The organism is Mycobacteroides immunogenum (assembly GCF_001605725.1).
GTDB classification, from domain to species: domain Bacteria; phylum Actinomycetota; class Actinomycetes; order Mycobacteriales; family Mycobacteriaceae; genus Mycobacterium; species Mycobacterium immunogenum.
The window spans coordinates 2,231,908-2,253,347 of sequence record NZ_CP011530.1; the positions used below are offsets into that span (position 1 = coordinate 2,231,908).

Annotated in this window: 23 protein-coding genes and 1 tRNA gene; 16 read left to right on the forward strand and 8 right to left on the reverse strand. The window is 65.1% G+C overall.

What is annotated here, in order from left to right; all coding sequences use genetic code 11:
* The first annotated feature begins 141 nt into the window (after positions 1-141).
* Positions 142-1,788, forward strand: a complete 1,647-nt coding sequence (locus ABG82_RS27690) for a recombinase family protein (protein ID WP_011560558.1) — start codon at positions 142-144, stop codon at positions 1,786-1,788.
* On the opposite strand, the gene ABG82_RS11130 is transcribed toward ABG82_RS27690, so the two are convergent.
* A tRNA-Leu gene (locus tag ABG82_RS11130) sits at positions 1,770-1,855 on the reverse strand. The two genes, ABG82_RS27690 and ABG82_RS11130, sit on opposite strands and share 19 nt — an antisense overlap.
* Positions 1,856-1,981: 126 nt before the next feature.
* Here ABG82_RS11130 and ABG82_RS11135 point away from each other — a divergent pair.
* Positions 1,982-3,310, forward strand: a complete 1,329-nt coding sequence (locus ABG82_RS11135; protein ID WP_174544357.1) for a M20/M25/M40 family metallo-hydrolase — start codon at positions 1,982-1,984, stop codon at positions 3,308-3,310.
* Between the two features lie 25 nt (positions 3,311-3,335).
* Complete coding sequence (locus tag ABG82_RS11140) at positions 3,336-3,857, forward strand: YbhB/YbcL family Raf kinase inhibitor-like protein (RefSeq protein WP_043077558.1); 522 nt, start codon at positions 3,336-3,338, stop codon at positions 3,855-3,857.
* A 6-nt stretch (positions 3,858-3,863) separates the two neighbouring features.
* Here the strand turns inward: ABG82_RS11140 and ABG82_RS11145 are convergent, their stop codons facing one another.
* The 3 genes from ABG82_RS11145 to ABG82_RS11155 are packed head-to-tail and all read right to left on the reverse strand — an operon-like array spanning position 3,864 to position 6,249.
* Positions 3,864-4,925, reverse strand: a complete 1,062-nt coding sequence (locus ABG82_RS11145) for a quinone-dependent dihydroorotate dehydrogenase (protein WP_043077557.1) — start codon at positions 4,923-4,925, stop codon at positions 3,864-3,866.
* Positions 4,925-5,185: a DUF5703 family protein gene (locus ABG82_RS11150; protein ID WP_043077556.1), complete on the reverse strand. Its 261-nt coding sequence runs from the start codon at positions 5,183-5,185 to the stop codon at positions 4,925-4,927. The genes ABG82_RS11145 and ABG82_RS11150 overlap by 1 nt, the downstream gene beginning before the upstream one ends.
* Positions 5,182-6,249 carry a hypothetical protein gene (locus ABG82_RS11155; RefSeq protein ID WP_043077555.1) on the reverse strand — a complete coding sequence of 356 codons (1,068 nt, stop codon included), beginning with the start codon at positions 6,247-6,249 and terminating at the stop codon, positions 5,182-5,184. Before ABG82_RS11155 ends, ABG82_RS11150 begins: the two co-directional genes overlap by 4 nt.
* An 89-nt stretch (positions 6,250-6,338) precedes the next feature.
* Here ABG82_RS11155 and ABG82_RS11160 point away from each other — a divergent pair, with 89 nt between their 5' ends.
* The 7 genes from ABG82_RS11160 (at position 6,339) to ABG82_RS11190 (ending at position 11,095) form a co-directional block, all read left to right on the forward strand.
* Entirely contained in the window at positions 6,339-6,653 is a 315-nt protein-coding gene (locus ABG82_RS11160) for a hypothetical protein (RefSeq protein WP_043077554.1), read from the forward strand.
* Positions 6,654-6,709: 56 nt separating this feature from the next.
* Positions 6,710-7,540 carry an undecaprenyl-diphosphate phosphatase gene (locus ABG82_RS11165; RefSeq protein ID WP_043077553.1) on the forward strand — a complete coding sequence of 277 codons (831 nt, stop codon included), beginning with the start codon at positions 6,710-6,712 and terminating at the stop codon, positions 7,538-7,540.
* Positions 7,537-8,229: a histidine phosphatase family protein gene (locus ABG82_RS11170; RefSeq protein ID WP_043077552.1), complete on the forward strand. Its 693-nt coding sequence runs from the start codon at positions 7,537-7,539 to the stop codon at positions 8,227-8,229. Before ABG82_RS11165 ends, ABG82_RS11170 begins: the two co-directional genes overlap by 4 nt.
* A 19-nt stretch (positions 8,230-8,248) precedes the next feature.
* Positions 8,249-8,836 (forward strand): DUF3090 domain-containing protein, encoded by a 588-nt coding sequence (locus ABG82_RS11175; protein WP_043077551.1) that lies wholly within the window; start codon positions 8,249-8,251, stop codon positions 8,834-8,836.
* The gene (locus ABG82_RS11180; RefSeq protein ID WP_043077550.1) at positions 8,820-9,650 is read left to right on the forward strand and encodes an SCO1664 family protein; all 831 of its coding nucleotides are present in this window, start codon (positions 8,820-8,822) and stop codon (positions 9,648-9,650) included. The genes ABG82_RS11175 and ABG82_RS11180 overlap by 17 nt, the downstream gene beginning before the upstream one ends.
* A gap of 72 nt (positions 9,651-9,722) precedes the next feature.
* Positions 9,723-10,667 (forward strand): LppU/SCO3897 family protein, encoded by a 945-nt coding sequence (locus ABG82_RS11185; protein ID WP_043077549.1) that lies wholly within the window; start codon positions 9,723-9,725, stop codon positions 10,665-10,667.
* Positions 10,668-10,759: 92 nt separating this feature from the next.
* Entirely contained in the window at positions 10,760-11,095 is a 336-nt protein-coding gene (locus ABG82_RS11190) for a DUF732 domain-containing protein (RefSeq protein ID WP_043077548.1), read from the forward strand.
* A gap of 3 nt (positions 11,096-11,098) precedes the next feature.
* Here ABG82_RS11190 and ABG82_RS11195 read toward each other — a convergent pair whose 3' ends face one another.
* On the reverse strand, positions 11,099-11,944 hold the full coding sequence (locus ABG82_RS11195; protein WP_043077547.1) for an LLM class flavin-dependent oxidoreductase: 846 nt from the start codon (positions 11,942-11,944) through the stop codon (positions 11,099-11,101).
* A 55-nt stretch (positions 11,945-11,999) separates the two neighbouring features.
* On the opposite strand from ABG82_RS11195, the gene ABG82_RS11200 reads away from it, so the two are divergent.
* From ABG82_RS11200 to ABG82_RS11225, 6 genes are all read left to right on the forward strand, one after another.
* On the forward strand, positions 12,000-12,776 hold the full coding sequence (locus ABG82_RS11200) for a 3'(2'),5'-bisphosphate nucleotidase CysQ (protein ID WP_043077613.1): 777 nt from the start codon (positions 12,000-12,002) through the stop codon (positions 12,774-12,776).
* A gap of 20 nt (positions 12,777-12,796) precedes the next feature.
* Positions 12,797-14,035, forward strand: a complete 1,239-nt coding sequence (gene mshC / locus ABG82_RS11205) for a cysteine--1-D-myo-inosityl 2-amino-2-deoxy-alpha-D-glucopyranoside ligase (RefSeq protein ID WP_043077546.1) — start codon at positions 12,797-12,799, stop codon at positions 14,033-14,035.
* 9 nt (positions 14,036-14,044) lie between these two features.
* The gene (locus ABG82_RS11210; RefSeq protein ID WP_043077545.1) at positions 14,045-14,926 is read left to right on the forward strand and encodes an SDR family oxidoreductase; all 882 of its coding nucleotides are present in this window, start codon (positions 14,045-14,047) and stop codon (positions 14,924-14,926) included.
* 73 nt (positions 14,927-14,999) lie between these two features.
* Entirely contained in the window at positions 15,000-15,431 is a 432-nt protein-coding gene (locus ABG82_RS11215; RefSeq protein ID WP_054416793.1) for a hypothetical protein, read from the forward strand.
* A 73-nt stretch (positions 15,432-15,504) separates the two neighbouring features.
* Complete coding sequence (locus tag ABG82_RS11220) at positions 15,505-15,900, forward strand: hypothetical protein (RefSeq protein WP_052510979.1); 396 nt, start codon at positions 15,505-15,507, stop codon at positions 15,898-15,900.
* A 77-nt stretch (positions 15,901-15,977) separates the two neighbouring features.
* On the forward strand, positions 15,978-16,244 hold the full coding sequence (locus ABG82_RS11225; RefSeq protein ID WP_234708010.1) for a hypothetical protein: 267 nt from the start codon (positions 15,978-15,980) through the stop codon (positions 16,242-16,244).
* Between the two features lie 15 nt (positions 16,245-16,259).
* Here the strand turns inward: ABG82_RS11225 and nbtC are convergent, their stop codons facing one another.
* From nbtC to ABG82_RS11240, 3 genes are read right to left on the reverse strand one after another with little or no spacing between them, the layout of a single operon-like run.
* Positions 16,260-19,289 (reverse strand): nocobactin polyketide synthase NbtC, encoded by a 3,030-nt coding sequence (nbtC, locus tag ABG82_RS11230; protein ID WP_043077544.1) that lies wholly within the window; start codon positions 19,287-19,289, stop codon positions 16,260-16,262.
* A gap of 55 nt (positions 19,290-19,344) precedes the next feature.
* Complete coding sequence (locus ABG82_RS11235) at positions 19,345-20,664, reverse strand: beta-ketoacyl [acyl carrier protein] synthase domain-containing protein (RefSeq protein WP_043077543.1); 1,320 nt, start codon at positions 20,662-20,664, stop codon at positions 19,345-19,347.
* Positions 20,661-21,425: a thioesterase II family protein gene (locus ABG82_RS11240; RefSeq protein WP_043077542.1), complete on the reverse strand. Its 765-nt coding sequence runs from the start codon at positions 21,423-21,425 to the stop codon at positions 20,661-20,663. Before ABG82_RS11240 ends, ABG82_RS11235 begins: the two co-directional genes overlap by 4 nt.
* Between the last annotated feature and the right edge of the window lie 15 nt (positions 21,426-21,440).

Genomic DNA, 21,440 nt, shown 5'->3' on the forward strand with positions numbered 1-21,440 from the left:
CGATGCTCCGAACATGTCAGAGGGAGGTGTTGAAATTGACCTGCCGAACCGGTATCGGCTCCCGCGCGAGGCCAACCGCGCGCTGGTAAACGTCATACTGGCTATGCGGGACCGGACGCCTAGATCAGGGAGGGGAGTGGCATGAGCCTCAGGTTCGCCTTCTATGGCCGAGTGAGTACCGAGGACGCCCAAGATCCGGAGGCGAGCCGCAGCTGGCAGAAACGTCGTGCCATCGATCTGATCAGTCCGCATGGCGGCGTCCTCGCCGCCGACTACTTCGATATAGGCCAGAGCCGGTCGCTTCCCTGGAAACGCAGGCCGGAGGCTTCACGTCTGCTCGCAGATGTCACTTCTCGTGGCCGTGGCTTCGATGCCGTCGTGATCGGGGAACCTGCTCGCGCGTTCTACGGACCGCAATTTGCGCTCACCTTCCCGGTGCTCACGCACTACGGGGTCGGCCTATGGGTGCCTGAAGTTGGCGGAGCGGTTGATCCCGGATCCGAGGCACACGACCTCGTGATGACGCTCTTTGGCGGAATGAGCAAGGGAGAACGTGCGCGAATCCAGATGCGCGTGCGTACCGCGATGTCGGCACTCGCGCAGGACACAACCAGATACCTCGGCGGTCGCCCACCGTACGGTTATCAACTCGTCGATGCCGGCCCGCACCCAAACCCCGCCAAGGCAAGTCTTGGGCAGCGTCTTCACCGCCTGGAGCCTGACCCCGAGACCGCCCCGACCGTCGAGCGGATCTATCGCATGTATGCCGATGGTGCTGGCTTGCGCTTCATCGCACAGCAGCTCACCGACGATGGAGTGCCATCACCGAGCCAATACGACCCGGCACGGAACCGGCATCGTGACCCACGTGGATGGTCCCATTCGGCGATCCGCGCCATTCTCGACAACCCTGCGTACCGCGGTATCCGTGTCTGGGGCAAGCAGGAGAAGTATGAGGTCCTTTTGAACCCCGATGATGTCGCCGCGGGATATGAGACTCGCATGCGGTGGCGCGATCGGGCCGACTGGATCGCACCCGATCGACGCACGCACGAAGAGCTGATCCCTGATGAGCTGGCGCAGGCTGTTCGTCTCCGGATGCAGGCGCGGCGTGGTCCCGGTCGCGTGTGCAGCAGAGAATCGACAGTGCCGTATGCGCTGCGTGGGCTGCTGTTCTGCGCCGCATGTGGACGGCGAATGCAGGGCGCCGCCCGGCCGGGGAAGCAAACAACGCGGATCCTCTACCGTTGTGAGTTCGGCAAGTCACGTTCTGTACCTGTGGACCTGAGTGATCATCCGCGCACCGTCTATCTCCGCGAAGACGCAGTGACAGCGCGACTCGACGAATGGATCGCCACTCTGGCCGATCCAGAAGACCTCGCACGCGGGCAAGACGTGGACCCGGCGGCCGGACCTGGCTACGCCGCCTTGCAGCGCCAGCTGAGCGAGGCGAATGCCAAAGTGGCTGCCTTGATCACCGCCGTGGAGTCTGGCGTGGCCGTTGAGGATCTAACTGCTGCGTTGCGTCAACGTACCGCCGAGCGCGACGAGCTGAGGGCACGCGTTGAGCGAGTGGAGCGGCCCCGCGCCATGTGTGCCGCCGAGATCAGTGAGTTAGTTAAGGAGTTAGGCGGACTGTCGGTCATCCTCGGCGCGGCAACCGGAGCTGAGCGCGCCGAGGTGTACGCAAGCTTGGGCCTGCGTCTCGACTACGACCCGCATCTTCGGCGAGTCACGGCGACTGCCGACCTGAGTCGTGTCGCCGGATGTGTCCGAGGGGGGACTTGAACCCCCACGCCCGTTAATAGGGCACTAGCACCTCAAGCTAGCGCGTCTGCCATTCCGCCACTCGGACGAGTGCGGGCACTATGGCCCGTGGTTGCCGTCATAGGCTAGCGGAAACCCTGCGCGGAGCCCAAACCGGTCATCGGTGCCCGGTGCGTCGCGACCGACGATGGTAGGAAAGGTAGTTGTGACTTCTGTGAACCCGGCGCCCGAGGATGAGGTCGTCGATCTGGTCAGTACGCTGATCCGCTTCGACACCTCCAACACCGGAGAGCTGGAGACCACCAAGGGCGAAGCCGAATGCGCGCGGTGGATCCAGCAGCAGCTGGAGGATGTCGGATACACCTGTGAGTACGTCGAAGCCGGTGCCCCCGGGCGCGGGAACCTGTTCGCGCGGCTGCCCGGCGCGAGCTCGGATCGGGGCGCCCTGCTTATCCACGGTCATCTTGATGTCGTCCCCGCAGAGGCCGCCGACTGGAGCGTGCACCCCTTCTCGGGGGCGGTCAACGACGGCTACGTGTGGGGTCGCGGCGCCGTCGATATGAAGGACATGGTCGGGATGATGGTCGCCATCGCCCGGTACTTCAAACGCGCCGGGATCGTCCCGCCGCGCGATCTCGTCTGGGCGTTCGTCTCGGACGAGGAGAACGGCGGCAAGTGGGGCTCTCAGTGGCTCGTGGACAACCGTCCCGACTTGTTCGAGGGTGTCACCGAGGCCGTCGGAGAGGTGGGCGGATTCTCGCTCACGGTGCCCCGCAAGGAGGGCGGTGAGCGGCGCCTGTATCTGCTGGAAACGGCGGAGAAGGGCATCGCGTGGATGAGGCTGACCGCCAAGGCGCGGGCCGGTCATGGCTCGATGGTGCATGAGGACAACGCAGTCACTGCTGTCGCAGAGGCCGTCGCCAAACTGGGTCGGCATAAGTTCCCGCTGGTATTGACCGAAGCGGTCACCCAGTTCCTGACCGCGGTGGCCGAGGAGACCGGCTACGACTTCGACGCGGACTCACCGGATTTGGAAGGCACGGTGGCCAAGCTGGGTTCGATCGGCAAGATTGTCGGTGCCACGCTGCGTGACACCGCCAACCCCACCATGCTCAAAGCGGGCTACAAGGCCAACGTCATCCCGGCGACCGCGGAGGCCGTTATCGACTGCCGGGTGCTGCCCGGGCGGCTGGAGGCCTTCGAGCGCGAGGTCGACGAGATCATCGGGCCCGACGTGGAACGGGAGTGGGTGCAGTTACTCCCGGCCTACGAGACAACATTCGACGGTGATTTGGTCGATGCGATGAATGCCGCTGTGCTCGAATTCGACCCCGAGGCACGCACCGTGCCATACATGCTGTCCGGCGGTACCGATGCCAAAGCATTTGCCCGCCTGGGTATTCGCTGCTTCGGTTTCGCGCCGCTGAAGTTGCCCCCGGAGCTCGATTTCGCCTCGCTGTTCCATGGCGTGGACGAGCGGGTGCCGGTTGACGCGTTGACATTCGGCACCAAGGTTCTCCAGCATTTCCTGCTCAATCACTGACCGCACTGTTTCGAAAGGACACCACATGGCTTCCCCGTACGATGCTCTGCCGCAGCTGCCGACCTTCACCCTGACCTCTACCGATGTCACCGATGGACAGCCCCTCGCCAATGCTCAGGTGAGCGGAATCTTCGGCGCGGGCGGTCAGGATGTCTCGCCCGAGCTCAGCTGGTCCGGATTTCCTGAGGAGACACAGAGTTTCGCCGTCACGGTGTATGACCCGGATGCCCCGACGGTCTCGGGCTTCTGGCACTGGGCGGTGGTGAACTTGCCCGCGACGGTGACTCAGCTGCCCGCCGGAGTGGGCGACGGCAGCGGATTGCCGGGTGATGCAATCACTTTGGCCAACGACGCGAGCCTGAAGCGCTTCCTCGGTGCTGCGCCGCCCGCCGGACACGGCCCGCACCGGTACTACATCGCAGTACATGCGGTGAACGTGCCGAAGCTCGAGATTCCGGAAGACGCGACGCCGGCATTCCTGAACTTCAACCTGCTCGGGCACGCGATCGCCCGCGCCGTCATCGTCGGCACCTACGAGCAGCACTAGCCCTTTTTAAGAACCGGAGCCGACGGCGTCGCTCAGGCTGGTGAAGCCACCGTCGCGTAGATGCTGGGCGATGCCGTCGTGAATCCGCTTGGCGTAGAAGCCGCCGCGGTAGATGAAGCCGGTGTAGCCCTGTAGCAGCGATGCCCCGGCGGTGATGCGCGTCCAAGCGTCGTCGGCATCTTCGATGCCGCCGACGCTGATGAGCACCAGGCGATCTCCGACCCGCCGGTACAACCGCCGCAGCACCTCCAGCGAGCGTGTGGCCACCGGCGGTCCGGACACACCGCCGGCGCCGAGGTCCTCGGCATCCGGAGTGCTCAACCCCGCGCGGCTGATGGTGGTGTTGGTGGCCACGATGCCCGCCAGTCCCAGTTCTGCTGCCAAGTCCGCGATCTCGTCGATATCGGCGTCGGAGAGATCCGGGGCAATCTTCACGAGCACCGGCGCGGTGGTCTCCTCCAAAACCGCGGAGAGGATCTTGCGTAGTTCGCCGATCGCCTGCAGATCACGCAGTCCGGGAGTGTTGGGCGAGCTCACGTTGACTACCAAGAAATCGGCGGCGGGCCCCACCAGGCGGGCGCTCACGCGGTAGTCAGACGAGGCGACAGCGGCCTCCACGATCTTCGATTTACCGATGTTGGCGCCGATGGGCACCGTGGTCTTGCGTCTCACCAGCCGGGGTGCCAGCGCCGCCGCACCGTGGTTGTTGAAGCCCATCCGGTTGAGCAGGCCGCGGTCGGCAGGGAGCCGGAACAGCCGCGGTTTCGGGTTGCCGGGCTGGGCGATCGCGGTCACGGTACCTACCTCGGCATAGCCGAAGCCCAGCGGACCCCACACCTTCAGGCCCTCGCCGTTCTTGTCGAATCCGGCGGCCAGACCCAACGGGGCAGGGAAGTGCACCCCGAACACCTCACTGGCCAGGATGGGATCGGTCGGAGCGCAGCAGCGATTCATCAGCCACCGGGTCGGCGCGAAGGCGGCCGTGGCGCGCAGCGCCCCGAACACCAGGGTGTGCACTCGTTCGGGCGGCACCAGGAAGAACAGCCGCAGCAGGATGGTGTACAGCACTACAGCACCGGGGCGGTCAACATGCCGCCAGCCAGGTCGCCACGTGATCTCTTGCGGCGCAACAGGACTCGACGGCTTCCGTCGGTGTAGAGCCGGACGCGGGTGAGTTCCCAACCTCCGAACTCCGCTTGAATTGAGAGCCGCAGCGAGGCTGTGATCCTGGTGATCTCCGGCGGCAACCGCAGGGGGTAGTAGTCGTAATCATCGTCTGGTTCACTTTCCCAGCTGGTGGGGAAGCTACTGCGCGCGGCGCGGCTCATCCGACACTCCTGATGTCGATCGCTTGTATCCCGTCGCCCGCCCCGGATGCCACGTACAGGGTGGATCCGTCGCTGACCAGTGAATTGGGTTGCCGCACAGTCGCGAATCGAGCCCTCTCCTCGGGGATACCGGTGGACAGATCGTAGCCAATAACCGTGTTTGTCGCCGTCTGCGACACCCAGATCAGCTTGGCCGAGTACGCGATCCCGTAGGGAGCGCTCGGTACGGGGTAGCGCTGGCGCAGGATGAGCGAGTCCGTAAGGCCGAACACCAGCAGAGCCCCGCCGCGAGTGTCGGCCACCAGCAGGCGTCCCTTGTCGTCGGCGAGCATCGTGGTGGCGCCCTCGCCCGCCCGTAGGGCGTGGGCGGTGCCGTCCCCGGCATCCGTCAGTGTGGTCACCGAGCTCTGCGCGCGATCCAAAGCGGCCACGGTATTGCCTTGGTAGGCAAGGGAATCGACGTGTGCGAACCCTGTTGCGTGGGCGATGACCTGATTCTGGGCGTCGAGCGAGAACACGGTGCCGTCGCCGCCTCCCAACACGATTCGACCGTCCGGGCGACGGGTGATCGCCGAGAAATCGATGTCTTCATGGCCGGAGATGTTGACCTTGTCGGCCCGGCCCGCGGCCAGATCGAGGGTGAAGTAGCCGCCTTTGGTGGCCAGATACAGCGTGCCGCGGCCGTCGCCGACGGCCGCGGTGGCCGGGGATGGCAGCGTGACGGTGTGACGCGGTGCGTCGAGATTCTCGCGCGTGAACAACGTCACAGTGCGGCCGTCGTTGGACAGAATCGACACCGACTTGCTCGAGGTGTCGAACAACACCGCCCCGGCAGAGCCGGCGAACCGGTGCACGGTCCCCGCCGGCGCCGTCGCCACCGGTGGGGACTGTGCCGCGGACGCCGGCGCGATCACGCGCGGATCGTTGGAATTTTCGCTGTCGCCGCCCGATGAGCAGCCCGATATGGTGCCCGAGGCCAGCGCGATGACGGCTGCTAGCGCGGCGACGGGGCCCCTTATACCGCGCACATCGCGGCTAGGTAAACGATTCATCGTGTCCATCATCGCAATCGACCTGGGATTGCCGGGCAGGAGATGACTTTCTCGGCGCGTTCGGTGCTAGCAGTCGGTAGCTGAGGGCTATCGTAAGGACCATGACGCTTGCCGACAGTCCGGTCTTCACCGTCGAGGTCCTTGTGACGGGCGTGCACGCGAATGGATTTGGTGAGGTAGGCGATGGTCGTAGCTTCGCTTTCCGCATCGAGGATTCGTTGCTGCGTGTCGAGATTTACCGGGCCTTCCTTACCGAGCTGGTACCCGACGACAGTGATGTGGTGGCCGGTCGAACCCGGCCCATCACCGACATCGACGTCACCGACGAGCGCAGCATCGTTGCCGCGGTGCGTGATCTTGTTGCCGATGCACAGCCGGTGAGTACCAGCCGGCTCGCCCGGCTACTGGCCGGCTAGGGCGATCCGCCGGCGCTTCCAGTACGGTCGCTGTCGTGGATTCGGCAGTAGCGGCAATGTCCTGGTTGCAAGTGATCGTGCTGGCGGTGGTCCAAGGACTGACCGAGTTTTTGCCCGTCTCATCGTCGGGTCACCTGGCGATCGTCTCCCGGGTGTTCTTCCACGAAGATGCCGGCGCGTCCTTTACCGCGGTCACCCAGCTGGGCACCGAGGCGGCGGTGCTGCTCTATTTCGCCAAAGATATCTGGCGGATCCTGCGCGCATGGTTTGACGGCCTTTTTGTCAAGGCGCACAGAAACTTTGACTACTGGATGGGTTGGTACGTCATTGTCGGCACCATGCCTATCGGCATCTTGGGATTGGCCTTCAAAGATCAAATTCGTTCCGGTGCAAGGAATTTATGGCTCATCTCGGCCTCTCTCATCATCTTCGCGCTGGTCATCGCCGCCGCGGAGTACTACGGGCGCCAGGTGCGGCACACCGAACAGCTGACCATGAAAGATGCTGTAATCGTTGGCAGCGCACAGGCTTTGGCGCTTATACCGGGCGTTTCCCGATCGGGCGCCACCATTAGCGCCGGTCTTTTTCTGGGGCTGGATCGCGCCGCTTCCGCCCGATTTGGATTTCTGCTGGCGATCCCCGCGGTGCTGGCCTCCGGGCTGTTCTCGCTGCCCGACGCGTTCCATCCGGTTACCGAGGGGATGAGCGCGACCGGCCCGCAGCTGCTGGTGGCCACCCTGATCGCCTTCGTCATCGGCTATGCGGCCGTCGCCTGGTTGCTGAGGTTCATCAGTAACCACAGCATGTACTGGTTCGTGGGCTATCGGGTGATCCTGGGTCTTACCGTCACGGGTCTGCTGGCGGCCGGCGTGGTCAGTGCGTCATGACGGTCATCCTGTTGCGTCACGGACGTTCCACCTCGAACGTCGCCCATACCCTTGCCGGTCGCAGCCCAGGTGTTGAGCTCGATGAGAAGGGGCAAGACCAGGCGCAGGGTGTCGTTGACCGTCTCAGCGCCGTCCAGGTGCGGGCAATCGTCACCTCGCCACTGCTGCGCTGTGATCAGACCGTGGCACCGCTGGCAGCGAGGCTGAACCTCGTCCCGATCGTCGAGGATCGACTCGTCGAGGTGGACTACGGCCAGTGGACGGGCCGCGAGATCACCGAGTTGCTGGCCGAGCCCCTCTGGAAGGTCGTCCAGCAGCAGCCCAGCGCCGCGCGGTTCCCCGATGGGGAGGGGCTTGCGCAAGTGCAGGCCCGCGCAGTGGCCGCGGTGCGCGAGCACGACAGGCGGCTGTCCGAGGAGCACGGCGGCGACTGTGTCTGGGTGGCTTGTACTCACGGCGATGTCATCAAGTCGGTACTGGCCGACGCGCTCGGCACTCATTTGGATGCCTTCCAGCGCATCGTGGCTGATCCGGCGTCGATGAGTGTGGTCCGCTATACCGAGCTGCGCCCCTTTGTTCTGCACGTGAACCACACCGGCCCAGACCTGTCGAGCGCGCTGAGTGCCCGGCCGCCCGAGAAGCCCGCCGGGCATGCATCCGACGCGACAGTCGGCGGCAGCACCGACTAGCGGTATTTTTGGAGGCACCATGCCGCGATCGATTCACGTATTCCGCAGCCCGGACCGTTTCGTCGCCGGAACTGTCGGGGAGCCCGGGAACCGCACTTTCTACCTGCAGGCGGTCCACGAAACCCGGATCGTCAGTGTGATGCTGGAAAAGCAGCAGGTATCGGTGCTTGCCGAACGCATCGGAACACTGCTCTCGGAGGTCCATCGTCGCTTTGGCACCCCGATTCCGCCGGAGCCCGATGTGGTCGACGATCTCAACCCGCTGGTGATGCCCGTGGACGCGGAGTTTCGCGTCGGCACGATGGGGCTGGGCTGGGACGCCGAGGCCAATTCGGTGGTTGTCGAACTACTCGCGGTGAGCGAGCAGGAATTCGATGCCTCGGTGGTGCTGGATGACTCCGAGGACGGCCCGGATGCCGTGCGGGTGTTTCTGTCCCTGGAGGCGGCGCGACAGTTCGCCACCCGCTCCACCAGGGTGGTATCGGCAGGCCGGCCCCCGTGCCCGCTGTGCGAGGAGCCGCTCGATCCGGCAGGCCATATCTGCGTCCGCACCAACGGCTACCGCCGCGGGACGGTGCCGGGGGCGACAGATGACGACGAGTCCTGACGATTTGGGTTCCAGCGGATGCCAGGAAGCGCGCGCCGCGATTCGTGACAGTGAGCTCACCGTTATCGGCCGCATCCGGTCGGCGAGTAATGCCACGTTTCTGTGTGAGGCCCAGAGTGCTTCGGGGGACGGCGTGCACTGTGTCTACAAGCCGGTCAGAGGCGAACAGCCGCTGTGGGACTTTCCCGACGGCACCTTGGCCGGCCGTGAGGTGGCGACGTACCTGATATCGGCCGAATTGGGCTGGAACGTGGTGCCGTACACAGTCTTTCGCGATGGCCCGGCAGGGTTCGGCATGGTGCAGCAATGGATCCATGAGCCGGAGCTGGCTGAGGGGATACCGGACCTGGTTGATATCTGCTTGCCCGAGGCCCTTCCACCGGGGTATCTGCCGATTCTGCGGGCGCTGGATGCCGACGGTGCGGAAATTGTGCTGGTGCATGCCGACAACCCCCTGTTGCGCCGCATGGCGGTGTTCGACACCTTGGTCAACAACGCCGACCGCAAGGGTGGCCATATTTTGCGGGACGCCGACGGCGGTGTCTTTGGCGTCGATCATGGGATCTGTTTGCACACGCATGACAAGCTGCGGACCGTCCTGTGGGGTTGGGCGGGTAAGCCGGTCGAATCCGCATTACTCGACGACGTGGTTCGCCTGGAGCAGTCGTTAGGCGGAGAATTCGGCGCCACCCTGGCGGCTCACATAACCGCCGATGAAGTGGCCGCTTTGCGTCAGCGTGCTGCGATGATGCTGGATGCGCCGGTGATGCCGGCGCCCGACAGCAACAGGCCCATACCGTGGCCCGCCTTTTGATTGCCGATCGTCTAGCCTGGTCGGCAAAGCGCGCGCTGATTCGGTGCGGACCGGGGTAGAGGGGGTGCGAACGTGACAGGGCCTAACGACCCGTATCAGCCGTATCAGTACGGGGGAGCCGGTCAGTGGGGTGCGCCGGAGGGGCCGACTCAGGACCACTGGCAGGGCGCACCGCCGCCGCAGGATCAGTACGGGTACACACAGGAGCATTTCGGGCAGCGGCCCGCGGAGTATCCGGACTATCCGGACGATTCGGTGGGCCGTCTGTACGACGGGGTCCCGCAAGGCTATGCGGTCCCGCCGATGTATCCGGGGCTCCCCGGGCAGGACCCCTATGGGCCGCAGAAAAAGTCCAAGCCATGGGTTCTGATCGCGTCGATCGCGGGTGCCGTCGTCGTCGTACTGGCGTTGGTGCTGGTGCTTATTCTGACCCGGGACAGCGATCCGCGGCAGGCGGCCAGTTCGCCGACCACCACCACGGTCTCGTACGCGAACCCTGAAATGCCGACGGCCACTGGCGCGCCCACGTACCAGACGCCTACGTATCAGACACCCACGGCGCAGGCCCCCAGTCCGCAGTTGCCCGTGCCGCCGGCACCGACCGGTGCGCCGCGGGCGCCGGGGCAGGTGGCCTCCGTCGGTGATTGCATCGCCTTGGCGGCTCCATCCGACTACAAGACGGTGGCGTGCACCGACCCCAAGGCGGCGTGGCGCGTGATCGAAGTGGTTCCGGGCGGCAAGTGCCGGCAGACATACACGGGTTTCACCGCCGGCGATTTCTCCTACTGCATCGCGCCGCAACTGCGGATCGGCTCGTGCTATCAGACGGCGGTGGTGATGGGCAGCACGGTTTTCGTCGCCGCGGACTCGTGCCAGGCACCGAAGTCCTTCGTCGTGCTGTTCGTGATTCCCGGGACGAAAGAGGCGGCGCAGTGCAAGGGGAAGCCAGGTGTGGTGCACTCCTTCGCGTTCCCTGACCCGCCGATGGCGATTTGCACGAGCGAATTCGCTCCGTGATCTTGAAAACTGGGATCAGTCGATTCTCGGGAAATTGCTTTCCACCAGTGCGGACAGCCTCATAAGATCATCTCCTCATCAGAGGGGACATCATGATCACACATTTCCGCCGGATTTCGGCTGCCGCAATTCTTGCCGCGTCGCTCGGGGCCGGGGGCATCGGCTTGGCCTCGCCCGCGCACGCGGACGGGGAGGGGGAGTTCTTGCAGATGTTGAATGACACCACCCCGGGTACCGCGATCTTCGGTGGAGCCTCCGCCCGGTACCTCGCCAGCGGCTATCGCGCGTGCGATGCGTTGCGTTCTGGGGCCTCCAAAGAGGATGCGATTGCCGCTGCCACGGTATTTCCCGGGATTCAGGCCCGGTGGGAGGTGGCTTCGATCGTGGACATCGCTCCGAAGACCTTGTGCACTGACGTCAAACACTGACGTCTAGCGCGGCGGCCCGTTCTCGATGCGGGCACGCAGCGCGCCCAGCGGATCTTTGTGGTCGGTATGCCAATCCGAGTCCAGATACCAGGTGTAACCGCTGTCCTGAAGGGTCGCGATCTTCTCGCGGGTGGCGTCGAGATCCTTCCAATCGGTGGTCGCCTCGTACACCACGTCATATGTGTCGTGGTAGCCCAATTCGCTTCGTAGCGCCCGCACCTCGTGTGCGGCGTCGACCCAGCGCCGCAACGGCGGATCGAAATCGAACTGTCCGTCGGTGGTGGTCATGTTCGGTAGTAGTCCATCGCAGCGGGCCGCGCGGGCCATGGATTTCGCCGCCCCGAGCAGGCCCACGCTCCAGGTGGTGATGCGCGGCCTCTGGACCGGTGGATCGGGTACCAGATGCGTTGTCGGCAGCACCCGATAGTGCTTGCCCTCGTAGCCGAAGGGTTGACCTGCCCAGAGGCCGAACAGCACGTCGAGACCCTCGTCCAGTAACTCGGCACGGGTCTTGCGGCCCTGGTCACGCTCGAAGGCCAGCCAATTGTCGTGCAGCGCACCCATTCCCACCGACAGGATGACTCGCCCACCGGAGAGCCGGTCGAGTGTTGCCGTGGTGGAGGCCAGGTCCCATGGTTTGCGGCGCGAGAGGGGAGTGAGCATGGTGCCGAGCTTGATCCGGCTGGTTCGCATCGCGGCTGCGGTCAAGGCCACCCAGGCGTCGACACCCCATACCGGCTCCCAGCCGAAGATCGCGTCCCAGCCGGCTTCCTCGGCCAGGGTTGCCAGCTCGGCGACGTCGGCCGCGTCTCCTGTCGTGAGAACAATTCCGTATCGCATGGGCGCCATGCGCGTGAGTATGCCGACGGGGTGCGACAAATCCGGATCGGGTAATACTGACCGGGTGACTGTTTCCGATGCCGCGCTCGCCGCGGACCTCGCCCATGAAGCCGGACAACTGCTGCTGCAGGTGCGTGCCGAGCTCGGGTTCGACGACCCCAAGGGTCTCGGTGCGGCGGGTGATAAGCGCTCCAACACGCTGCTGCTGGAGCGGCTGGCAGCCGAGCGTCCGGCGGACGCGGTGCTCTCGGAGGAGGCTGTCGATGACAAGACGCGTCTCGGGGCGCGGCGCGTGTGGATCATCGATCCGCTCGATGGCACCCGTGAGTTCGGGATGGAAGGCAGAAATGACTGGGCGGTGCATGTCGCCCTGTGGCAGGCGGATCCGGACGGACGGGACGGCGGCGGTTCGATCACCGACGCCGCCGTGGCGTTGCCCGGATCGGACACCGTATTTCGTACCGACGAGACCCGGGTGACGCCTTCGGCGCGCGCTGAGTCCGACCCGATCCGGATCGTGGCCAGTGCCAGCCGGGCGCCCAAATTCCTGACCGATATGGCCGAGCGGCTCAACATCGAACTCATACCGATGGGGTCGGCGGGAGCCAAGGCCATGGCCGTGGTGCGCGGTGAGGCAGATGCCTATCTGCACGGCGGTGGGCAATGGGAGTGGGATTCGGCGGCGCCCGCCGGTGTGGTGCTGGCGGCCGGGCTGCACGCCTCGCGGCTCGACGGATCTCCACTCCGGTACAACGAGCCCCATCCGTACCTGCCCGACCTGATCATGTGCAGGCCCGATCTGGCTCCGTTGCTGCTGGACGCGGTCGCCGGGCGCGCCTGACCACCCCATAAGGTGTGGGTATGCAGTCGTGGGCGTCGGCGCCGGTCCCTGAACTCGACGGTCGTGGTCCGCAGCTGCGGCTGTACGACACCGCCGACCGTCAGGTACGTCCGGTAACGACCGGGCCGACGGCAACCATGTACGTGTGTGGCATCACCCCCTACGACGCCACCCATCTGGGCCATGCCGCAACGTATCTCACGTTCGACGTGATCTATCGGCAGTGGCTCGACGCCGGTCTGGATGTGCACTACGTGCAGAACGTCACCGATATCGACGACCCGCTCTTCGAACGGGCCGATCGGGACGGCATCGATTGGCGTGAGCTGGGCGATCGGGAGACCGACCTGTTCCGCGGCGATATGACCGCATTGCGCGTGTTGCCGCCGCGGGAGTACGTACGCGCCACCGAATCGATTGCCTGCATCATCGAGCTTGTCGAGAAGATGCTCGCCTCCGGCGCCGCCTATGTGGTGGATGATCCCGAGTATCCGGACGTCTACTTCCGTGTCGACGCCACTGAGCAGTTCGGCTACGAGTCCGGGTACGACATCGAGACCATGTCGCGGCTTTTTGCCGAACGTGGAGGTGACCCCGACCGCCCGGGTAAGGCCAATGAGCTTGATGCCCTGCTGTGGCGGGCCGCACGACCGGGGGAACCGAGCTGGGAGGCGTCGTTCGGGCCCGGCCGTCCTGGGTGGCATGTCGAATGTTCGGCGATTGTGCTGCGCGAGCTGGGTGCCGGTATCGACATCCAGGGCGGCGGCAGCGACCTGATCTTCCCGCACCATGAATACAGTGCCGCGCACGCCGAGGCCGCCACCGCGCAGCGGCGCTTCGCGCGGCACTACGTGCATGCCGGGATGATCGGGTGGGATGGCCACAAGATGTCCAAGAGCCGGGGCAATCTGGTGAAGGTCTCCGGGCTGACAGCTCAGGGTGTGGATCCCGCCGCGATCAGGCTCGGGCTGCTGGCCGGCCATTACCGCGCTGATCGCTCCTGGAGCGATGCCGTGCTGGCCGATGCGCAGGGCCGGTTGGCCCGCTGGCGTCACGCGGCGGCACTGGCCACCGCGCCGAGTGCTCGCGATGTGATTGCCCGGGTTCGGCGCTATCTGGCCGATGACCTTGACACACCGAAAGCCCTTGCTGCCTTGGATAACTGGGTGACAGATGCGCTGGCGTATGGCGGTCATGACACCGGGGCCGGGGCCCAGGTGCGTGACGCGGTGGATGCCCTGCTGGGTGTGCGGCTGTAGCGTCGTCGCATGGGTTCAACGGCGAACAGCATCGCAGGCAAGACCGTCATGATCACCGGTGGTGCCGGCGGGATAGGCATCGAAGTCGCACACCGGTTGTCGGCGTTGGGCGCGAACCTGGTGCTCACCGATCTGGATGAGAAAAAGCTTGCCGCGGTGGCGGATGAACTGGGCCGCGATCGGGTGCTGGTGGCGGTTGCCGATGTATGTGATCTGGCGGCCATGGAGAACGCCGTGGCGCAGGCCGTTGAGCGGTTCGGCGGGATCGATGTGGTGCTCGCCAACGCAGGCCTGCTGACATTCGGTTCGGTGCTGCAGATCGATCCGGCCACCTTCAAGAAGTTGATCGACGTCAACGTGCTCGGGGTGTTTCACACGGTGCGCGCCGCCCTGCCGTCGGTCATCGAACGCCAAGGGTATGTGCTTATCGTGTCGTCGCTCGCCGCATACGCGGCGGCGCCCGCGGTCACCGCGTACAACGCGTCCAAGGCGGCCGTTGAGCATTTCGCGAACGCCCTGCGGTTGGAGGTGGCGCATCGCGGCGTGGATGTCGGCTCGGCGCATATGTCGTGGATCGATACCTCGATGGTGAACGACCAGAAGGCCAATCTGTCGGCCTTCTCGGAGATGCTGAGGCGGCTGCCGCCCCCGCTGGGCACCGTGACATCGGTGGAAGCGTGCGGAAAGGCGTTCGTCAAGGGCATCGAGAAACGGCGTCGGCGCATCAACTGTCCGAACTGGGTCGGTGTGACGCGGTGGCTGAAGCCGGTGCTTTCGACACCGATTGGCGAGATCCCTTTGCGCGGAATGATTCCCGAGATACTGCCGCGTATCGACGCGGAGGTGTCGGCATTGCAGCGTGCCGCTCGCGACGACGCCGATCGAGTGTGACGATCCTTCTCGTCCGATAGCTGACCGCAGTAATACCCGCTACGGGTATGGGGTGCAAGTGTATGGTGGCCGCATGGCACTCAGTGGTGATTGCGCGAGGCGGCGTGGGCTCCTCGTTGCCGTGCCGGGCCTGCTGAGGGCGCTGCTGATCGCCGCTGTCCTGCTGGTGCCAGTGATGAAATGCCCTCCGGGTGCCACCATCGGCATTGCCGAGTCGGGTAGGGCAGCGGTATCGGCGCATCTCGCCGAGATTCCCCATTTGCTCGCGGTCGCGGTAGATGCTGGACATCATCACGAGTGCAATACGCCACCCGTGACTGCGGCGATTGCCGCCGCCGGCGCTGTGCACGGGTGCGCTGCCGCATTGGCGATGATATCGGTTGTTGCGCTTGTCTTCTGGGTGCTCTGGTGCCCGCGCAGGCGCGGCCCGCCCCAGCGGAATCCGCATGGAGTGTTGAGAAGCGGACGTGACCATCTGCTGCGTTTGTGCGTGATGCGGCGCTGATCGGAGTCCTTGTAGCAGTCGCTGCTATCGCGTCACGCGGCAGCCGTGCCGTCTGACCTGACCGGCCCCGTCGATGAAACGTACCCGGCCGGGTGCCAATCACTCATGGCTTCAACATCTTCCACGCAAGGACACGATCATCGTGACGTCATTACTGTTGTGCGTTCAGGCCACCGGCCTGGCCCTGGCAGCGGGGTTCGCCGCTGTGCTGTTCTCCGCTCCGGCCACTGCGGGACCGGCCCAGCCCGGGCCGCGGGGTCCGGGCAATGCCCAGGTCATGGTCTCCGAACTGAAGGCGCGCGGGGACCAGATCATCATCAACCGCAGTGGGCCCGCCAAACCGCTGTCGCAATGTGTTGCGACGTCCATACGCGTCGGCCGGCACATCTACAAACAAGTGCCACAGCGCAAGGGCCCGCCCACTCGTTCGCTGGACTCACACGTCATGTACGTCGCGGTGCAGTGCTAGGGATCATCATGTGCCGGAAACAGTTTCCATGTCTTCGCGCGTTAGTGGCGGCAGTTCTTGTCTCACCGTTGTTCGTGATGGCGTCCCCGGCAGCCTCGGCGGGTCCGGCGGGCCCCGACGCACTGCAGGTGATTGCGCAGCTGCAGCGTCAGGGCGCCAGGGTCGTCGTCCATCGGACCGGGGACAATCCGTTGCAGTTGTGCGTGGTGACCTCGGTGCGCGAAGGCAAGTCCGCGTATTGGTGGACATCGCCCCGGACCGCAGATCCCAATCCCAGGAAACGCGCCAATGGGGTGGGGACCCAACTGATCTATCGCACCGTGGATGTCGACGTGCGATGTTGACGGCGGGCGTCCGGATCAGCGGGTCTGAGCGGCGAGCGCGTCGATCACATGATCTACCGAGGCGCCGCCGAGTAGGTCCTGCACCGGCAGCTCGAAGTTCAGCTCGGCCTGCACTCGCCGCCGGAATTCCAATGCCTGCAATGAATCCAGGCCCATCGCCACCATCGGCATGGCGGTGTCGATGGAGTCGGCGTGGTCGGCGCCGATCACCTCGGCCAGCAATTGCACCAGATGCCCAGGTCGATCCTCGGGAACTGCCACGGCGGGCGGTGCGGTCTTGGCGGGCGTTACCACCGTGCCGGTGTCTTTGAGCTCCGAGAGCAGCGGTCCATACCCGAACACGCCCAGCATCGCGCGGGCCTGCACCAGGTCAAAGGATCCGACCAGAGTGTTGCCCCGGTGATTCCCCGTGCCGACGGCCAGTGCGTCAGCGGGGCGCATGGGGTGTACTCCCGCGGCGGCCAGCTTCGCGATACCGGTGTCATCGAGTTCGAGGTGCACGGTCCATTGGCCCCACTGCACGGACACACAATCGATTCCGGCGGCGCGCTGGCGGGCCGCCAGTACGTCCAGCATCCTGTTGCCCGCCGCGTACATCAGCTGGCCCTTGCCGCCGATCGTCGCCGCTAGGGAGGAACACAACATGACGCGGCAGGAATCGGTACGGGGGACAGCGTCCAGAACACTCACGATGCCGCCGATCTTGGCGCGCAATGCCTGCTGAAAGCTCTCAGCGGTCACCTCGGCCAGCGGAACATCCGAATAGTCCACCGCGGCATGGATGATGAGGTTCGCCGGGGTATCACGTAACTGCTCGGCGAGCTCAGCCACGGCGGTGCCATCGGTGATATCGCACGCGACGGCACGCACGGTAGCGCCAGTGCTACGCCGGATGGCGTCGAGCCGTCCAGCGACAGCGTCGGTTTCGCCGGAACGGCTGATCAGCGTGATCTGGTGGGTACCCAGCCGGGCATAGTGCTCGCAGAACTCCTGGCCGAGCTTTCCGGTGCCACCGGTGATCACCACATGGCCGGGTACTCCGGCGCTCGATTCTGCGTCACCGTCCTCGTCGAGATCCACGATGCGCTTGGCGTATACGCCGTCAGCGCGCAATGCCAGTTCCGATTCCCCCGCTGACTGCAGTGCGGCGAGGATGGCGTCGGCGTTGTCCGGCTGCGCGATATCGGGGTCGAGATCCAGGTGCCGGAAGGCTATTCCGGGATGCTCGGTGCCCATGCAGCGGAACCCGGCGGCGATCGCGGCATGTACCGGATGCGAAGGCACGTCGTCGGCGTTGGCCTGTTCACCGCCCACGGTGATAAGCCAGCATCCGGTGACTGCGCTTGACGGTTCGGGCCACCACGTGCGGTTACCGAAGAATTGCGCTACGGCATCGGCAGCTTCGCGGTCACCGAGCTGAGTCGGCGCGGGCAGCACAACGACCACGGTGTCGCCCTCGCCGATGCCGGATTTACTTGCCTCAGTGATGATGTGAGCAGAGGAGCCGAAGTTGGGCGCGCTATCGCAGAGCGCTTCGACAAGGGCACCGGCCTCGCCGGTGCCGTCGATGAACGCGTAGGACCTGGGGGGCAGCATCGAACGCCGGGTCACCTTGGTCCACGCCTCGCGCAGGAGGCGCGGGTAGACCGGGGAGTCGACATCGTCCGCCGCATGCTCCGGCTCGGGCGCGGAAATGGGTTGCTTCGGTTCCGAAACACCGCCCTCGGCCGAGCGATATGACAGCCATAGCGGAATGTCGTTGTTCTGGACGTTCGGGAAATCGTGCAGCGGCAACGCGACGGGTTCGGATGCCTTACCGCGCAGCACATCCCACTGATAGTTCAGATCGTGCACGGCGAGGTTGGCAAGGTTGGCGGTGAACTCGGACAGATCTGTGGCGTTCCGGTTGGACGTACCCACCACGCAGGCGGTGCGCTCGGCGCCTAGCGCCGCAAGGTTCTCCCGAATCGCGAGCTGCAGCGTGGGGTGTTCGGCCAATTCCACGAAGGTGTCGATGCGAGCCGCCGACGCGGTCGCGATGGCGCGGTCGAACCGCACCACATTGCGCAGATTCCAGAACCAATACTGGTCGACAGGCATGTCCGGGTTGATCGCGGTGCCGAGCGTCGATCCGATGCAATCGATTTCAGATCCGGTGAACTCGCCGGTGCCGAGGCTCTCGACAAGTGCTTTGCGAATCTCGGTGCCGAGCGAGGCGATCATGCTGGTGTGGGCGGGGTAGCGCACGGGAATCACTCGCGCGAAGACGCCGTCCTCGGTCAGACGCTCCACGATCTGGTGCACGGTCGTGTGTTGGCCGGAGATTCCGACCATTGAGGGGGAGTTGATCACCGAGAGCTCAGCCCAACCTGATTGTCGGGCAAGAAGAGATTCGCAGGTATCGCGGTCGGCCGCGATGACTGCCATCGCGTAGTCGTCGGCGGGGAACTCGTCGGCGATTCGGGCGCGGGTGCCCACGACGGTGACCGCGTCGGCTAGAGGCGTGATGCCCGCGACGTAGGCCGCCGCGATCTCGCCCTGACTGTGCCCGACGGCCGCATCCGGGGCGACGCCCACCGAGCGCCATAGCGCGGCTAGGCCCGCCATCTGGGTGAACAGGGCGGGCTGGACCACGCTCGCGCTGTCGGCGGCGGGCATCTCTTCGTCGAGAAGATAGCTCAACGGCGAACGGCCGAACTGCTTCTCGAACAGTTCTGCGCAGCGGTCTGCCTCGGCGCGGAAGTCGGGGAACACGTCGTAGAAGAGTCGTCCCATTCCGGGGCGTTGTCCGCCCTGCCCGGGAAACACGAGCCCGTGACGTCGCGCGGTCGCGGCCTCGGTGTTGCGGACCACGAGCGGATGCTCGGCGTCGGTGACCACGGCGCGTAGCGCGGCGACGAGTTGATCGTGGTCCACGACGGTGGCCAGTGCCCGGTACCGGCGCGCGACGCGGGTCCGAAAGAGCATGCCCGCGATGCGATCTGGCGCGATTCGCGGGCGATCGACAACATACGCGAGAAGCGCCGACGCCTCCCGGCGAAGCACCTCGGGGGTGTCCGCGGAAAGCAGGACGGGAATGGTCCCGTTGGGTAACCGGTGGCTAGAAATCGTCGCCGTCCTCTCCGTCCATGGCGGGCATCGCGATGATGGCGTGCGCATTGGCGCCCCCGGCTCCGAAGGATGACACGGCGCCGTATCGGATGCCGTTCTTGGGCTCCCAGGGGTGCAGTTTCGTGGCCAAGCGGATGCCGGTCATGGACCAGTCGATCTTGGTGGTGGGGTTGTCCGCGAAGAGCGTTGGCGGGATGTGCCCGTGCTGGCCGGACAACAGGAGCTTGATCAGGCCTACCATTCCCGCGGCGGATTGTGCGTGCCCGGCATTGGATTTCGCCGATCCGAGAAGTGCGTTCGAGCCACCCGCGCCGTACGTGCTCTGCAGCGCCATGATCTCCAGCGGGTCACCGGCGCGCGTACCGGTGCCGTGCCCTTCGAGCATCCCGATATCGGCGGGATCGACACCCGAGGCGGCGATTGTCGCGGCGACCAGTTTGGCTTGGGCCCGACCGCGCGGCACCAGGATGGGCTTACCGCCGCCGTTATGGTTTGTGCGGATTGCCATGACGCGTCCATACACCCGGTGTCCCAGGGCGCGTGCGCGTGATTCACGTTCCAATACAACCATTCCCACCGCTTCGCCCCAGAGGGTGCCATTGGCCTCATCGGAGTATGAGCGACAGTGTCCGTCGGGGTCGAGTGCGTGGAGCCGGGAGAATTCGTAGAAGGCGCCAGGCGAACCCATGACGCAGACGCCTCCGGCCAGTGCCCATTCACATTCATCAGCGCTAACCGCCGAAACGGCGAGATGCATTGCGGCCAAGGAGGACGCGCAGGCTGAGTCAACGCACATCGATGGTCCGACGAGTCCCAGACCGTGTGAGATTCGGCCGGCCACTCCGAGCTGTCCGCCGCCGACCGCTCGGTGGCCGTTATAGGCATTCATTGCGCCCACGCGCGGTCCGTACTCGTTGGGAGAGGCGCCGATGAAACAGCCGGCCTCGGATCCGTCGAGTGCACCGGGATTGACTCCGGCGTTTTCCAGCGCCCTCCAGGCAACGCGCATCCCGACGCGTTGCTGTGGATCTACGGCGATGGCTTCACGATGGGTGAAGCCATAAAAGCCGGGGTCAAAAGTGCTTGCGTCGGTGAGGAATCCACCGGCATCGGAAACGCGGCCCCAGCCGTCCAGATTGGATAGCGACAGTAGCTCGTCGATGGGCCAGTCCCGGTTCCGGGGGAAGGGGGAGATGAGCTCGCGGCCATCGGCCAGTGCGTTCCAGAAGGCTGCGGGAGTGTCGATTCCGCCGGGAGCCTCGATCGCCATTCCGGAGATGACGACAGGGTCGGCGTCGGCGGTGCTCATCGTTGAGGCGAGGCCGCGCGAGCGGTATTAGCGGCGAGTAGCTCGGCCAACGCCTCGGTCTGCGCGTTCAAGAAAAAGTGTCCGCCGTCGAACAACGTCACCTCCAGTTCGTCGGTGTGCTTGCCCCAGCCGTACAAATCACGCATCGTGATCATGGGGTCCTGGTCGCCACCGATCGCATGGATACGCGCCGCGACCTTGACGTCCTCGCCGCATTCGTATGCGTTGAAGGCCTGGTAGTCGCCCTTCATGACGGGCAGCGCCATCCGCATCACATCAAGATTGCCCATGACGGTGGAATTGGTGCCTTCCAGGGCACCCATATGTGCCAAAACCGCGTCGTCATCGGTGGGTAGCTCCGGCTTGTCGGAGATGTCGCACGGCGCCACCGCCGAGGAAACGGTCAGCTGGTGCACGTCCAGGCCGGCGGCCTCGGCCAGCCGGGCCAACTCGAACGACACCACTGCGCCCATGCTGTGCCCGAAGGTGTGGATGGGAACGCGGCGATTGTGCTCGGATGACTGGAACTCGGCGAAGGCTCCCGCGGCGATATCGGCGAGGGTCGGTAGTGCCGGTTCTCCCGCGCGATCTTGTCGTCCCGGGTATTGAAAGATGAGGACATTGAAATTCGCTGCGGACGCTTTGGAGAGCGTTCGGTATGCCGAGGCGCCGGCACCTGCATGGGGAAAGATCAGTAGCAACGGTGCATCGGGTGACTCCGGCTTGTGGAATTGCCTGATCCATCCGAGTTTGCGATCCACGTTGAGCTTCCTTCC